We start from the raw sequence: 14203 nt of genomic DNA on the forward strand, positions 1-14203 counted from the left end.
CGATTCTGCCAGGTGGGGGGTGAGGGGGCCGTTACGCGCCGGCCGGCCGCTCCAGCTCGTGGCGCAGGTCCTCCAGCTCGCTGCCGCCCGCCATCTGCCGGGTCAACTCGTCGAGGGTGACGGAGTCCTTGGTGTGGCTCGCGGCCATGAGGCCCCGCTTGAGGAGGACGAACCGGTCGCCGACGAGGTAGGCGTGGTGCGGGTTGTGCGTGATGAGGACCACGCCGAGACCCTGGTCACGGGCGGCGGCGACGTACTTCAGGACGACCCCGGACTGCTTGACGCCGAGCGCGGCGGTCGGCTCGTCGAGGACGAGGACCTTGGCGCCGAAGTGGACGGCGCGGGCGATGGCCACGCACTGGCGCTCACCGCCGGAGAGGGTGCCGATCGGCTGGTCGACGTCCCGGAGGTCGATGCCCATGCGGAGCAGCGCCTCGCGGGTGGTGGACCGCATCAGGCCCACGTCGAGCCGCTTGAAGGGTCCTGAGCCCCTGGTGGGCTCCGAGCCGAGGAAGAAGTTCCGCCAGACCGGCATCAGGGGGACCACGGCGAGGTCCTGGTAGACGGTGGCGATGCCCCGGTCGAGGGCGTCGCGCGGGTTGGCGAGGGTGACCTCCTCGCCCTCGATGCGGAAGGTGCCGGCGTCGTGCCGGTGGAGACCCGCGACGATCTTGATGAGGGTGGACTTGCCGGCGCCGTTGTCTCCGAGGACGCAGGAGATCTCGCCCGCGCGGACCTCCAGGGAGACCCCTTCGAGGGCGCGGATGTTGCCGTAGTACTTGCTGACGTCCGTCAGCTCCACGAGCGGAGTCGGCTCCGTGGTCACTTGGTCGCCTCCACACGCTTGCGGATCCAGGCGTTCAGCAGGGTCGCCAGGAGGAGCATCGCTCCCAGGAAGAACTTGAACCAGTCGGGGTTCCACTCGGCGTACACGATGCCCTTGCTGGTCATGCCGAAGATGAGGGCGCCGACCGCCGAGCCGATGGCCGAGCCGTATCCGCCGGTGATCAGGCAGCCGCCGATGACGGCCGCGATGATGTAGATCAGCTCGTTGCCGACGCCCTCGCCCGACTGGACGACGTCGAAGGAGAGCAGCAGGTGCTGGCCGGAGATCCAGGCGCAGAAGGCCACGCCCATGTAGAGGCCGATCTTCGTGCGGTAGACGGGGACGCCGACCGCGCGGGCCGCGTCGGCACCGCCGCCGACGGCGAAGATCCAGTTGCCGAAGCGGGTGCGAAGCAGGATCCAGGTGGCGAGCGCGACGAGACCCAGCCACCACAGGATGGTGACCTTGAACTCGACGCCGCCGATCGTCGCCTCCGAGGCGAAGAGCTTCCGCGCGGAGGGGAAGCCCTCCATGTCGGCGATGGTCTTGGTGGAGACGGTGCCGCTGATCAGCTTGGTGAGGCCCAGGTTCAGGCCGGTCAGCATGAGGAAGGTGCCGAGCGTGATGATGAAGCTGGGCAGCTTGGTGCGGGTCAGCATGACGCCGTTGAAGACACCGATCGCCAGGGTGACCAGCAGGGAGACGCCGACGCCGACCCAGACGTTCGCCGTCAGCTGGTAGCTGAACATCGAGGAGATCAGCGCGGAGCTGGTGACCAGGACACCGGCGGAGAGGTCGAACTCGCCGCCGATCATCAGCAGGGCGACCGGGACGGCCATGATGCCGATGGTGGAGGCCGCGTAGAGGACGGTGCCGAGGCTGGACGGGTTCAGGAAGCTGTCGGCGACCACCGCGAAGAAGACGAAGACGGCGATCGCGCCGACGACCGAACCGAGTTCGGGGCGGCCGAGCAGCTTCTTCAGCGGGGTGGTGCGGAGCAGTCGTTCGTCGACGTGGTCGACACCGTCCGACGGCGGGGCGGTGGAGCTCATCGGGTGCCCCGATCCGCGTACTGCTTCAGCGCGGCGGCCTGGTCCTTGGTGATGATCTGGGGGCCGGTCAGAACCGGCTTGCCGCCGCCGAGGACGTCGGCGTTGTAGCGGTACAGCCAGAGCAGGTCGACGGCCTCGTAGCCCTGGAGGTAGGGCTGCTGGTCGACGGCGAAGCCGAGGGTGCCGGCCTCCAGGGAGGTGGCGACCTTGGCGTTGAGGTCGAAGGTCTCGACCTCGGCCTTGCTGCCGGCTCCCTTCACGGCCTGGACGGCGGTGTCGGCGAAGGGGGCGCCGAGGGTGACGACGGCGTCGACGCCCTTGTCGGACTGGAGCTTGGCCTCGATGGACGCCTTGACGTCGGGCATGTTGGTGCCGTCGACGTACAGGTTCACCAGCTCGCCGCCGAAGGTCTTCTTCACACCGGCGCAGCGCTGCTCGTGGCCGACGTTGCCCTGCTCGTGCAGGACGCAGAGGGCCTTCTTCTTCCCGCGCTTGTCGAGCTCCTCGCCGACGGCCTCGCCGGCGACGGTCTCGTCCTGTCCGATGTGGGTGAGCGCCCCGTAGGCCCGGGACTGCTCGGCGCCCGAGTTCACGGTGATGACCGGGATGCCGGCCTTGACGGCCTTCTCGACGGCGGCCTTCATCGCGTCGGGCTTGGCGAGGGTGACGATCAGTCCGTCGACGCCCTTGGCGACGTAGGAGTCGATCAGCTGCGCCTGCTGCTGGCCCTCGTCGTTGTGGGCGTAGAGGAAATTGATGTTGTCCTTGGCGGCGGCCTGCTTGGCGCCCTTCTGGACGATGTCCCAGAAGGTGTCGCCGTCACCCGAGTGGGTCACCATGGCGAAGGTCCACCGGGGGGTGTCGACGGCTGCTCTGCCCTGGGCCTCGGCGGCCTTGCGGGCGTCCTCCGCCCGCTTTCCGCCGGTGCTGCTGCACCCGGCGAGCGCCGCGGTGAGTGCCAGGGCGAGGACCGCGCCGACTGCGGCGCGTACCCCTCCTGTCCGAAGCCTGGTCACGAGGCCGTGCCCTCCTTTGTGTCCTTCTGCGTGCATTGCAGTATCGGTCATGCGGGTCATGGCGCTGGTCAGGGCCCCCCTGGAGTGGCTACGGACGGACCATCAGCTGGAACTCGAAGGAGTAGCGGGCGGCCCGGTAGAGGTGGGAGCCGTACTCGACGGCGCGGCCGGTGTCGTCGAAGGTGACGCGCTCCATGGTGAGCAGCGGGGCGCCCTCCGGCTCGTCGAGGAGCGCGGCCTCGTCGGCGGTCGCGGCACGGGCGCCGACGGCCTGGCGGGCGCTGTGCAGGCTGAGCGCGGCGGAGCGGAGCATGCGGTAGAGGCCGGTGGTCTCCAGGAGGCCGGTGTCCGGGGCGAGGATCCCCGCGGGCAGGTGGTTGCACAGGTACGCCATGGGCTCGCCGTGCGCGGTGCGGAGCCGCTCCAGGTAGTGGACCTCGGTCCCCTCGGGTACGCCCAGGGCGGACGCGACCGGTCCCGCGGCGGGTTCGAGGCGGTTGACCAGGACGCGGGTGGCGGGGCGCTGCCCGGCGGCGGCGAGGTCGTCGTAGAGGCTGCTCAGTTCCATGGGCCGCCGGACCCTGCGGGGCAGGACCTGGGTGCCGACGCCCCGGCGGCGGACCAGGAGGCCCTTGTCGACGAGGGTCTGGATGGCCTGGCGGACGGTGGGCCGGGAGAGGCCCAGACGGGTGGCGAGGTCGATCTCGTTGCCGAGGAGGGTGCCCGGGGACAGCGTCCCGTTCTCCACGGCGCTCTCCAGCTGCTGGGCGAGCTGGAAGTAGAGCGGGACCGGACTGCTGCGGTCCACGGAGAGCGGGGGCAGGGGGGAGCCGGACTGCTTGGACACGCAGGGAGCGTAGCCCGCGGGTGCGGAGGACCGGAAGCAGATGACGGGAAGGCATGACGTCCGGTTGTCCTGACAAATCCTTGACACCCGGGACCGCCCGGCTCACGGTGGGGCCATGCGCATCGGACTCATCGGTACGGGACGGATCGGGAGCTTCCACGCGGCGGTGCTGGCCCGGCACCCCCAGGTCGAGTCGCTGGTCGTGGCGGACGTGGACGCGGTCCGGGCGGCGGGGGTCGCGGGGGCGCTCGGCGTGGAGGCGGCGCCCGACGTGGACGCGCTGCTGGGGCACGCCCTGGACGCGGTGGTGATCGCCTCGGCGACGGCGGCGCACGCGGAGCTGATCGCCCGCGTGGCCGGGGCGGGCCTGCCGGCCTTCTGCGAGAAGCCGATCGCCCTGGACGTGCCGGGGACGCTGGCCGCGCTCGACGCGGTGGCGGAGGCGGGCACGGCGCTCCAGCTGGGGTTCATGCGGCGCTTCGACGCGGGGTACCGGGCGGCGCGCGAGGCGGTGCGGTCGGGGCGGCTCGGCAGGCTGCACACCGTGCGGGCGGTCACCTCCGACCCGGAGCCGCCGCCCGCCGCGTATCTGCCGCTCTCCGGCGGTCTCTTCCGCGACTGTCTCGTGCACGACTTCGACATCGTCCGCTGGGTGACCGGGCGGGAGGTCGTCGAGGTGTACGCGACGGGCTCGGACGCCGGCCCGGCGATGTTCCGGGAGGCGGGCGACGTGGACACGGCCGCGGCCCTGCTGACCCTGGACGACGGCACGCTGGTGACGGCGACGGCGACCCGGTGCAACGGCGCCGGGTACGACGTCCGCATGGAGCTGGCGGGCGAGCGGGACCAGCTCGTGGTGGGCCTGGACGACCGCACCCCGCTCGCGTCGCTGGAGCCGCAGGGCCCGTCCGCCCCGGGCAAGCCCTGGCCCGGCTTCCTGGAGCGGTTCGCCCCCGCGTACGAGGCGGAGCTGGACGCCTTCGTACGGCTGGTGCGCGGCGGGGCGCCCAATCCCTGCGACGGCCGGGAGGCCCTCGCGGCGCTCCGGATCGCCGAGGCGTGCGAACGCTCGCGGCGGGAGCGGGTGCCGGTGCGGCTGGAGGCCTCTCAGGTCACCATCGGACCGGCAGGTGGCGGACGCCGCGCATGAGGAGGCCGGGGAGCCACTCCCAGGGCGCGCCCTCGGGGTCGAGTTCGAGCCGGGGGAAGCGCTCCAGGAGCGTCCGGAGGGCGATCCTGCCCTCCAGGCGGGCGAGCGGGGCGCCCAGGCAGTAGTGGATGCCGTGGCCGAAGGCGAGGTGGCCCTTGGTGTCGCGGCGGATGTCGAAGCGGTCGGGCTCGGGGAAGCGGGCGGGGTCCCGGTCGAGCGCGCCGATCCCCACGAGGACGCTCTCGCCGGCCGGGATGACGGTGTCGCCGATGGTGACGGGCTCCCGGGTGAAGCGGAAGGTGCCGGTCTCCACCGGCCCGTCGTACCGCAGGGACTCCTCGATCGTCCCGTCAAGGAGACCCGGGTCGGCGCGGAGGGCGGCGAGCTGCTCGGGGTGGGTGAGCAGGTTGCGTACCGTGTTGGAGATCAGGTTGACGGTGGTCTCGTGGCCGGCGATGAGCAGCAGGTAGGCCATGGCGCGGAGTTCGGGTCCGGAGAGCCGGTCGCCGTCCTCCGCGCGGGCGGCGATCAGGCCGGAGAGCAGGTCGTCGGCGGGTCCCGCCGACCGCTTGTCCTCGATGAGGCCGTCGAGGTAGCCGCCGAAGCCCTCCAGGGCGTCGAGGATGCCCCGCTCGCCGGTCGGGGTGACGAGCTCGTTCGACCAGCCACGGAAGGTCTCGCGGTCCTCGGCGGGAACACCGAGGAGCTCGCAGATGACGGTGATCGGCAGCGGGAAAGCGTAGGCGTCGACGAGGTCGGCGCGGCCGGCCGGCTCCATCGCGTCGGCGAGTTCGTGGGTGAGCCGCTCGATGCGGGGCCGCAGGCTCTCGACCCGGCGGCCGGTGAACTCCGCCGTGACCAGGCGGCGCAGCCGGGTGTGGTCGGGGGCGTCCGCGGCGAGGAGGTGGACGCCGATGATGTCCTCCTCCGGCGGCCGGACGCCGATGACGGACGGGGACTTGGCGAGCCGGGGATCGGCGAGCGCCGCGCGCCCTTCCTCGTGGCCGACGACCAGCCAGAACTGGAAGCCGTCCGGCATCCTTAGCTCGTGGACGGGTCCTGCTGCACGGAGTTCGGCGTAGTAGGGGTACGGGTTCGCGGTGAAGTCCGCGCCGTACTCCCCCAGTTCGATGACGGACATCGAAGCAGACTATCCGACTGGTCGCTCTCGTCCGCTGGTCGCCCTCGTCCACCGGTCGCTCCCGTCCGCTGGTCGCTGCCGTCCGCTAGGACCCGTCCGCGTCGATGAGGCCGGCGTCGTGCACCAGGAGCGCGATCTGGACGCGGTTGTTGAGGCCGAGCTTGGCGAGGATCCGGGAGACGTGGGCCTTGACCGTGGGGAGGCTCATGTACAGCTCGGCGGCGATCTCGGCGTTGGACCGGCCGTGTCCGACGGCGACGGCCACCTCCCGCTCGCGGTCGGCGAGTTCGGCGAGGCGGGTGGTGGCCGTGGTGCGCCGCGGCTGTTCGGCGCGCTCCGCGACGTGGGTCATGAGCTGGCGGGTGACGGCCGGCGACAGGACGGGGTCTCCCGCGGCGACCTGGCGGACGGCGGCGACGATCTCGGCGGGCGGAGTGTCCTTGAGGACGAAACCGGCGGCGCCGGCCCGCAGGGCGCGCAGCACCTGCTCGTCGGCGTGGAAGGTGGTGAGGACGACGACCTCGGGGGCGCCGGGCTGGGCGCGGAGGCGTTCGGTGGCGGTGAGGCCGTCCACGTGGGGCATGCGGATGTCCATGAGGACGACGTCCGGGGCGTGGCGGGCGACGAGTTCGGGCACCTCCCGGCCGTCTGCGCCCTCGCCGACGATCTGGAGGTCTTCGGCGCCGCCGAGCATGAGGGTGAGGCCCGCGCGGACCAGGGGGTCGTCGTCGACGACGAGTAGCCGGATGGTCATGGGGGCCACGGTAGCCGCGCGTCCGGTGGGATCGGCCGGAAGGTCATGCCGGCCACGGCAGCCAGGCGTGCAGGGCGAACCCGCCGTCGGGGTCCGGACCGTGTTCCAGCCGTCCGCCGGCGAGGGCGGCGCGTTCGGTGAGGCCGATGAGGCCCTGGCCGGAGCCGGGGACGTGCGGGACCGGACCGGCGGGGGCCGGGTTGCGGATGTCGACGGTGAGTCCTTCACCGGGCCGGCCCCGGACGGTGACGGTGACGGTGGTGCCGGGAGCGTGCTTGCGGGCGTTGGTGAGGCCTTCCTGCGCGATGCGGTAGACGGTGCGTCCGGTGGCGGCGGGCACGGCGGCCGGGTCGTCGACGGTGGTGTCGAGGACGACCTCCGTACCGGCCTCGCGGGACTCGTCGACCAGCGCGCCGAGGGTGGCGAGGGTGGGCTGGGGCCGGTCGCCGTCGCCGTTCTCGCCGGGGGCGCGCAGCACGCCGATGATCTCGCGGAGGTCCTGGAGGGCTTCGTGGGCGCTGTCGCGGATGACTCCGGCGGCGCGGGCGATCTGCTCGGCCGGGGCGTCCGGCCGGAACTCCAGGGCTCCGGCGTGGACGCTGAGGAGGGTGAGCCGGTGGGCGAGCACGTCGTGCATCTCGCGGGCGATCGCCTCGCGGGCGAGCCGCTGGGCCTGGGCGGCGCGCAGCTCGGCCTCGGCCTCGGCGCGGCGGGCCCGTTCCCTGAGGGCGTCGACGAGCTGGCGGCGGGAGCGCACGAGCATGCCCCAGGCGGTGACGAGCAGGACGAGGATGAAGCCGAGGGCGACGGAGAGCCCGGCGTTGGTGGTGGGGTCGGGGCGGATGAAGACCTGGACGGTGGAGGTGGCGACGGCGAGCGCGCCGATCCAGGCGACCTCGCGGAACGGGCGGCGTACGGCGACGCTGAACAGGCTCGCGAGGAGCGCGCCGGCGGCGACCGGGGCCACGACGTTCGCCAGGGCGAGGGCGACGGCGAGTCCCACGGGCCACCGCCGGCGCAGCCAGAGGGCACAGCAGGCGGCGGCGCCGGCGAGCTGGTCGGCGAGGGTGACGGTCTCACTGGTGTACTGCGCGCTGGCGTCCGCGGCGAGAAGACCGACGAACGCGGCGAGGAGGAAGAGCGAGGTGTCCACGACCCAGTCGCGGGCGGTACGGCGGGGCCGGGCCGCCCCGCTCCCGCCCGGTTCGACCAGGTGGGAGGGGAGCAGCCAGCGCTGCCGGTCCGTACGAGTCATGTCGGCCAATGTACGCAGGCCGGGGGCCGTCCAGGGGTCGTGCGGGCCGTCGGGCTACCGGAGTCGCGGAGGTCGATACTTTGGTATCGGTCGCCGTAGACGAGCGGTGGACGCGGCGGGCCGGGCCGCCCCGCCATGATCGGATCATGAAGAAGTTTCTTGAGAGCCTCGGGGGCCTGCTGTTCGTGGCCGGCACGGCCGGAGTGATCCGTGAGCTGACCGACGGCTGGTTCAGGTTCCTGGGTCTGACCCGCTTCCTCACGGAGAACGTGTGGTTCCTGGAGGGCCGGGAGCTGTACGCGAACATCGTCATCGCGGTCCTCGGGCTGGTCCTGGCGATCGGGGCGAGCCGAATAGCGAAGGACTGAGCGGGGGGCTTCCGGCGGTTCCGGATCCGGTCAGGCGCTCGCGCGCTCGAGGCGGGTGACCTCGGCGAGGTGTTCGGCCATGCGGTGGGAGACGGAGCCGCTGGTGTAGAGGACGCTTCCGATGACGGCCACGGGCACGGACGCGCCGAGAACGGCGAGGAGTTCGGGCCAGTCGCGCTCGTTGACGCAGCCGCTGTCGCTGTTGTGGAGGTTCTCGCTGGTGAACCGGGAGGTGCACTCGCGGCTGGACACGCCGGTCTCATAGGGCGTGAAGAGGAGCACGGCGAGCCAGATCCACAGGAGCACGGCCACGGAGAGGAGTCCGAGCCCCCATGCCTGGGTGCGACGGGCCCGGGCGCGGAACTCTATGTCGTACTGCAGTGAACGCATGGGGGAAGAACCTACCGGGCGTCCTGGTCCGCGGCGCGGCGGCCCCGGCTCGTCCCCGCGAGGACCAGCACGGCACCCGCGAGACCGACGGCGCCGAGGCGGTCGCCGGCGACGGCGATGCCCGCGGCGGCGGCCCAGAGCGGCTCGGTGCCGAGGAGGAGGCTGACCCGGGAGGGCGAGGTGCGGCGGACGGCCCACATCTGCACGAAGAAGGCGAAGAGCGTGCAGAGGAGGGAGAGGAAGAGGAGCCCGGCCCACTCGCGCGGGCCGAAGTCGAGGGCCACGGCCCAGGGGGAGGCGCCGGTGCCGGGGAGGGTGGCGATGAGGGTGAACACGGCTACGGCGGAGCCGAGTTGCACGGTGGTGAGGGAGAGCGAGTCGGCCGACCGGACCGCCTTGATCCGGGACATGGCCAGGACGTGGACGGTACGGGCGAGGGCGGCGAGCAGCATGAGCAGATCACCGGCGGAGGGGGCGGTGAACCCGCCGCTCTGAGTCAGCAGGACGACGCCGGTGACGGAGAGCGCGGCGGCGGCCAGGAAGGCACGGGGCGGGGAGACCCGGGTGACGGCGGCCTCGGCGAGCGGGGTGAAGATCATGGTGAGACTGATGATCAGGCCCGCGTTGGTGGCGGAGGTGTGGACGACGCCGTACGTCTCCAGGAGGAAGATCCCGCTGAGGATGAGCCCGAGGGTCGCGGCGCCGCGCCACTGGGCCGCGCTCAGGGCGCGGAGCCTGCCCCACCCCGCGGCGACGAGGACGGGCAGCACCACGGCGAACCGCAGCACGAGGACCGCGATGACGGTGTGGCCGGTGGTGATGCCCTTGGCCGCGAGATAGCTGGCGCCCCAGACGACGGCGACGAGCAGGACGGGCAGGTCGGTGAGCCAGGCGCGGCGCGGGGCGCCGAGGGGCACAGGTGCGGCAATCGAGGACATCGCGGGCCGGTTCTCCAACTGACTGGGCGGGGTGGAGACTTCGACGGCTCGCACTCGGAGCGATCACCGTACCCGCGCGGGCCCGTGGTGGCTACACCTTTCCCGGGGGCGGGAGATCAGTAGGTGCCGTAGGTGGGGCGGCCGGCCAGCTCGTACGTGTGGAGGGCGACGCCCGTGCCGGTGGTGCGCGCGTCGGTGAGGCGGAAGGCGGTGGGACGGACCCCGTCGGTGAACAGCCGGCGGCCGGTGCCCAGGACCACGGGGAAGACGTGCAGATGGAGGGTGTCGATCAGGTCGTGGTCGAGGAGGGTCCGGGCGAGGCTCGCGCTGCCGTGCATCTGGATCTCGCCGTCGGTGCGTTCCTTGAGGGCGGCGACCTCCTCCACGACGTCACCGCGGAGCAGCGTGGTGTTCTCCCAGTCCGCCGAGGCGAGGGTGGTGGTGGCGACGTACTTGGGGAGGGCGTTGAGCTTGGAGGCGACGGGGTCGGCGGGGTCGGTCTGCTTCGGCCAGTAGCCCGCGAAGATGTCGTACGTGCGGCGGCCGAGGAGGAAGGCGGTCGGCCGGGCGAAGATCTCGGTGATGCGCTGCCCGAAGTCCTCGTCGCCGAACGGCACGGACCAGCCGCCGTGCTCGAAGCCGCCGCTGCGGTCCTCTTCGGGGCCTCCGGGGGCCTGGATGACGCCGTCGAGGGTGAGGAACTGGGTGAGGCTGAGGGTGGCCATGGTGGGTGCCCTTTCTGTTCTCCGGACCATCGTGTCTCACCCCTTCCGACTCCACCGCCCGGCGGAAGTCATCGGTGACCGGGTCGGAGTCCGATTCCCGCCAGCGTCCTGGCACCCCGCCGCCTTTCATTGAACCCGCAAGCAATGGCTACTTCTCACGGAGGTTTCGGATGTCCACGATGAACGGCACGGCGGTTCTGGTGACGGGTGGCAGCCGGGGGATCGGCGCGGCGACGGCGGTACGGCTGGCCCAGGAGGGTGCGGACGTGGCCTTCACCTACGTGCAGGACGAGGCGCGGGCCAAGGAGGTCGCCGCCCGGATCGAGGCGGTCGGCCGCAAGGCGCTGCCCCTGCGGGCCGACGCCGCCGACGCCGGGGACGCGGCGGGCGCGGTGGAGTGGGCGGCGGACGCCCTCGGTCGCCTCGACGTCCTGGTGAACAACGTCGGCGCGGGCGTCCTCGGCCCGCTGGAGTCGCTGTCCCTCGCGGATGTGGAGCGGGTGCTCGCGGTGAACGTCCGGGCGACCTTCCTCGCCTCGCAGGCGGCCGCCGCGCGGTTCTCCGAGGGGGGCCGGATCGTCACGATCGGCACCTGCATGACCCAGCGGGTGCCGGGCCCCGGAGGGACCCTCTACGCGATGAGCAAGGCGGCGCTGATCGGCCTGACGAAGGCGCTCGCCCGCGAGCTGGGCGGCCGCGGCATCACGGCGAACATCGTCCACCCCGGCCCCGTCGACACCGACATGAACCCGGCGGACGGGCCGTACGCGGAGGGGCAGGCGGCCATGACGGCGCTCGGCCGTTTCGGCACCCCGGACGAGGTGGCGGCGATGGTCGCCTTCCTCGCGGGGCCCGGTGGGCGGTACGTGACGGGCGCCGAGTTCTCGGTGGACGGCGGGCACGCCGCGTAAGGCCCGTACGGCGGGGCCGGGCGAGTGATCCGAAGGGCGCCGCCGGGGAACGGCCCCGAGCGCGTGGAGCCTCCCGAGGAACGAGGGAGGCGAGCACCGGTCGGGGCGTGAGCCCGGCTCAGGGCGCCCGGAGGGGAACGAGTCGAAAGGGTGAGGCGCGAGGGCGCACCGGTGCTGTCGGGTCGGTGCGCCCTCGCGGGCCGGGCGGGGTGTCGTACCCGCCCAGTCGTGAGAGGAGTCCCGGCTAGCCGCCGAGCTCCTGGTGGCGGGCGGTCAGCCGCGCCGTGCCGGCCTCCGTGAGGGAGCCGAAGAGACGGAGGCGGGAGATGCCGCCGTCCGGGTAGATGTCGATCCGGACGCGGGAGCCGACCGCCGGGGTGTCGAGTACGAACCGGTGGTTGGTGTCGGGCTGAAGGCGGGTCCGGGGCAGGATCTCGGTCCACTCCTCCGAGCCCTCGGCCGCGACCGAGAGGGCGGCCCAGCCCGCGCTGTTGCCCTTGAGGTACGCGGTGTCGATCTCGACGGCGCGGATCTCGGACTCGGCGACCAGGGCGTAGCGGATCCAGTCGTTGCCCTTGTCGCGGCGGCGGCGGGTCTCCCAGCCGTCGTCCATCTTGCGGGAGCGGCCCGGCTGGATGGTGTTGGTGGCCGGGGAGTAGAAGCGGTCCGAGGCGTCCTCGACCTGGCCGCCGTTCTCCAGGGCCGCGAGGTCGAAGGTGCCGAGGACGCCCAGCCACGCCGGGTCCGGGGCGACCTCGCCGTAGACGCGGAGACGGGCGATGCCGCCGTCCGGGTGCTGGTTGACACGCAGGTGCGTGAAGCGCTGCTCGACGTCGACGGCGAAGCCGTTGGCCGCGTGGCCGCCGACGGCGGTGCGCGGGACGAGCGTCGTCCACTTCACGTCGTCGGCGAGGAGTTCCTCGGGCGAGGGCGAGCCGGCCACGGAGGTGGCCTCGACGGAGACGGCCTGCGGGTAGTTGCCGCGGAAGTGGGCGGTGTCGACGACGATCCCGCGGACGACGCCGGGCGCACCGAGGCGTACGAGGGCCCAGTCGTGGTCGTCCTCGGTGGGGTGCGGCTGCTGGGCCGAGACACCGCGGCGGCGGCGGGTCTCCCAGCCGTCCATGATCTTGCCCTTGTGGCCGAAGTGCTCGGGGTCGAACTCGGCGGCCTCGGGCTTGAGCAGGTTCTCGCGCTCGGCGAAGAACTCGTCGTTGGCCGCGATGACGCCCGCGCCCAGGCGGCGGTCCGCGAGGTCCGCGTACTGGGTGAAGGGGAAGTCGGCCGTCCGGTAGTCGGCGTACGGGTCGCCGCCGCCGTAGGGGCTGGCGTCACCGGTGAAGCTGGGTATGGACGACACGTCAGTTGTTCCTTTCGAGGAGGCGGCCGGAGGGCTCGGCGAGGGTGCCGCGGTCGACGATGCGCTCTCCGCGCAGCCAGGTGGAGGTGACGACGCCGCTGAGGGTCTTGCCGGCGTAGGCGGTGATCCGGTTGCGGTGCTGGAGCTCGGCCGGGTCGACGGTGAAGGTGGCGTCCGGCGCGAGGACGGCGAAGTCGGCGTCTCGGCCGGCCTCGATCGCACCCTTGCGGGTCAGTCCGGCGAGCCGGGCCGGTCCCTCGGACATCCAGCGCACCACGTCCTCCAGGCTGTGGCCGCGGCGGCGGGCCTCGGTCCAGATCGCCGGCAGTCCGAGCTGCAGGGAGGAGATCCCGCCCCAGGCGGAGGCGAAGTCGGGGGTCTTCAGGTCGGCCGTGGACGGCGAGTGGTCGGAGACGATGCAGTCGATCGTGCCGTCGGCGAGCCCTTGCCACAGGGCGTCCTGGTTCGACGCCTCACGGATCGGCGGGCAGCACTTGAACTCGGTCGCGCCGTCCGGGATCTCCTCCGCCGTCAGCGTGAGGAAGTGCGGGCAGGACTCGACGGTGATCTTCACGCCCTCGGCCCGGGCGGCGGCGATGAGCGGCAGCGCGTCGGAGGACGACAGGTGCAGGACGTGGACGCGGGCGTCGAGCCGGCGGGCCTGGTTGATCAGGTTCTCGATGGCGGTGTTCTCCGCGTCCCGGGGCCGGGAGGCGAGGAAGTCGGCGTACGCGCCGCCCGAGCGCTGGGGGGCGGCGGCGAGGTGGTGCGGGTCCTCGGCGTGGACGATCATCAGGCCGCCGAAGCCGGAGATCTCGGCGAGCGAGTTCGCCAGCTGCTCCTGGTCGAGCTCGGGGAACTCCTCCACGCCGGAGGGCGAGAGGAAGCACTTGAAGCCGAAGACTCCGGCGTCGTGCAGGGGGCGCAGGTCCTTGACGTTGTCGGGCAGCGCGCCGCCCCAGAAGCCGACGTCGATGTGGGCCTTGGCGCGCGCGACCTCCTGCTTGACCCGGAGGTTCTCCACCGTGGTGGTGGGCGGGAGGGAGTTGAGCGGCATGTCGAGCAGCGTGGTGATGCCGCCGGCGGCGGCCGCGCGGGTGGCGGTCCAGAAGCCCTCCCACTCGGTGCGGCCGGGGTCGTTCACATGCACGTGGGTGTCGACGAGGCCGGGCAGGACGACGTCGTCGCCGACGTCCTCGAGCCGGGCGCCGGCGGGTACCTCGGCCTCGTACGGCAGCACGGCCGCGATCGTCCCTCCGGAGACGGCGATCGACGCCGGGCGCGTCCCCTCGGGGGTGATGACGCGTGTCGAGCGCAGGACCAGGTTGACGTCCACCCGTACCCCTTCTTCAAGCACTTCAACGGGAATTTCAACGAACTGTTGAAAAGGAGTGTTCACTTCCGGACGAGGGGTCGTCAAGGGCACACTTCCAGCATCGGCCGTCGGCGAACCCGACTTGGACCTTTCCA

General features: G+C 72.4%; 15 protein-coding genes. 3 read left to right on the forward strand and 12 right to left on the reverse strand.

Translation table 11 applies throughout. The features are described from left to right. Nucleotides 1-31: 31 nt before the first annotated feature. The 4 genes from ACZ51I_RS10400 to ACZ51I_RS10415 form a co-directional block, all read right to left on the reverse strand. Nucleotides 32-826, reverse strand: a complete 795-nt coding sequence (locus ACZ51I_RS10400; RefSeq protein WP_468873533.1) for an ATP-binding cassette domain-containing protein — start codon at nucleotides 824-826, stop codon at nucleotides 32-34. Further along, complete coding sequence (locus ACZ51I_RS10405) at nucleotides 823-1878, reverse strand: ABC transporter permease (RefSeq protein ID WP_468873535.1); 1056 nt, start codon at nucleotides 1876-1878, stop codon at nucleotides 823-825. Before ACZ51I_RS10405 ends, ACZ51I_RS10400 begins: the two co-directional genes overlap by 4 nt. Then, complete coding sequence (locus tag ACZ51I_RS10410) at nucleotides 1875-2894, reverse strand: sugar ABC transporter substrate-binding protein (protein ID WP_468873537.1); 1020 nt, start codon at nucleotides 2892-2894, stop codon at nucleotides 1875-1877. Before ACZ51I_RS10410 ends, ACZ51I_RS10405 begins: the two co-directional genes overlap by 4 nt. 88 nt (nucleotides 2895-2982) lie before the next feature. Continuing rightward, on the reverse strand, nucleotides 2983-3702 hold the full coding sequence (locus ACZ51I_RS10415) for a GntR family transcriptional regulator (protein WP_468873844.1): 720 nt from the start codon (nucleotides 3700-3702) through the stop codon (nucleotides 2983-2985). Between the two features lie 154 nt (nucleotides 3703-3856). Between ACZ51I_RS10415 and ACZ51I_RS10420 the strand changes: the two genes are divergently transcribed. Further along, nucleotides 3857-4891, forward strand: a complete 1035-nt coding sequence (locus ACZ51I_RS10420; RefSeq protein ID WP_468873539.1) for a Gfo/Idh/MocA family protein — start codon at nucleotides 3857-3859, stop codon at nucleotides 4889-4891. On the opposite strand, the gene ACZ51I_RS10425 is transcribed toward ACZ51I_RS10420, so the two are convergent. From ACZ51I_RS10425 to ACZ51I_RS10435, 3 genes are all read right to left on the reverse strand, one after another. Beyond that, complete coding sequence (locus tag ACZ51I_RS10425) at nucleotides 4854-6032, reverse strand: cytochrome P450 family protein (RefSeq protein ID WP_468873541.1); 1179 nt, start codon at nucleotides 6030-6032, stop codon at nucleotides 4854-4856. The genes ACZ51I_RS10420 and ACZ51I_RS10425 overlap by 38 nt on opposite strands. A gap of 85 nt (nucleotides 6033-6117) precedes the next feature. Beyond that, a complete protein-coding gene (locus tag ACZ51I_RS10430) occupies nucleotides 6118-6786 on the reverse strand; it encodes a response regulator (RefSeq protein WP_468873543.1) in 669 nt (222 codons plus the stop codon). Between the two features lie 43 nt (nucleotides 6787-6829). Then, entirely contained in the window at nucleotides 6830-8041 is a 1212-nt protein-coding gene (locus ACZ51I_RS10435; protein ID WP_468873545.1) for a sensor histidine kinase, read from the reverse strand. A gap of 146 nt (nucleotides 8042-8187) precedes the next feature. Between ACZ51I_RS10435 and ACZ51I_RS10440 the strand changes: the two genes are divergently transcribed. Next, nucleotides 8188-8409, forward strand: a complete 222-nt coding sequence (locus tag ACZ51I_RS10440) for a hypothetical protein (protein ID WP_468873547.1) — start codon at nucleotides 8188-8190, stop codon at nucleotides 8407-8409. Between the two features lie 30 nt (nucleotides 8410-8439). Here ACZ51I_RS10440 and ACZ51I_RS10445 read toward each other — a convergent pair whose 3' ends face one another. The 3 genes from ACZ51I_RS10445 to ACZ51I_RS10455 form a co-directional block, all read right to left on the reverse strand. Beyond that, entirely contained in the window at nucleotides 8440-8799 is a 360-nt protein-coding gene (locus tag ACZ51I_RS10445; protein ID WP_468873549.1) for a hypothetical protein, read from the reverse strand. An 11-nt stretch (nucleotides 8800-8810) separates the two neighbouring features. Then, the gene (locus ACZ51I_RS10450; RefSeq protein WP_468873551.1) at nucleotides 8811-9737 is read right to left on the reverse strand and encodes a DMT family transporter; all 927 of its coding nucleotides are present in this window, start codon (nucleotides 9735-9737) and stop codon (nucleotides 8811-8813) included. Nucleotides 9738-9853: 116 nt separating this feature from the next. Beyond that, nucleotides 9854-10462: a dihydrofolate reductase family protein gene (locus ACZ51I_RS10455; RefSeq protein WP_468873553.1), complete on the reverse strand. Its 609-nt coding sequence runs from the start codon at nucleotides 10460-10462 to the stop codon at nucleotides 9854-9856. A gap of 170 nt (nucleotides 10463-10632) precedes the next feature. Here ACZ51I_RS10455 and ACZ51I_RS10460 point away from each other — a divergent pair, with 170 nt between their 5' ends. Further along, nucleotides 10633-11373 (forward strand): SDR family NAD(P)-dependent oxidoreductase, encoded by a 741-nt coding sequence (locus ACZ51I_RS10460; protein WP_468873556.1) that lies wholly within the window; start codon nucleotides 10633-10635, stop codon nucleotides 11371-11373. A gap of 244 nt (nucleotides 11374-11617) precedes the next feature. On the opposite strand, the gene alc is transcribed toward ACZ51I_RS10460, so the two are convergent. Continuing rightward, a complete protein-coding gene (gene alc, locus ACZ51I_RS10465; protein WP_468873558.1) occupies nucleotides 11618-12733 on the reverse strand; it encodes an allantoicase in 1116 nt (371 codons plus the stop codon). Nucleotide 12734: 1 nt separating this feature from the next. Continuing rightward, nucleotides 12735-14069: an allantoinase AllB gene (gene allB / locus ACZ51I_RS10470; RefSeq protein ID WP_468873561.1), complete on the reverse strand. Its 1335-nt coding sequence runs from the start codon at nucleotides 14067-14069 to the stop codon at nucleotides 12735-12737. Between the last annotated feature and the right edge of the window lie 134 nt (nucleotides 14070-14203).

The organism is Streptomyces sp. NPDC034084 (assembly GCF_055575535.1).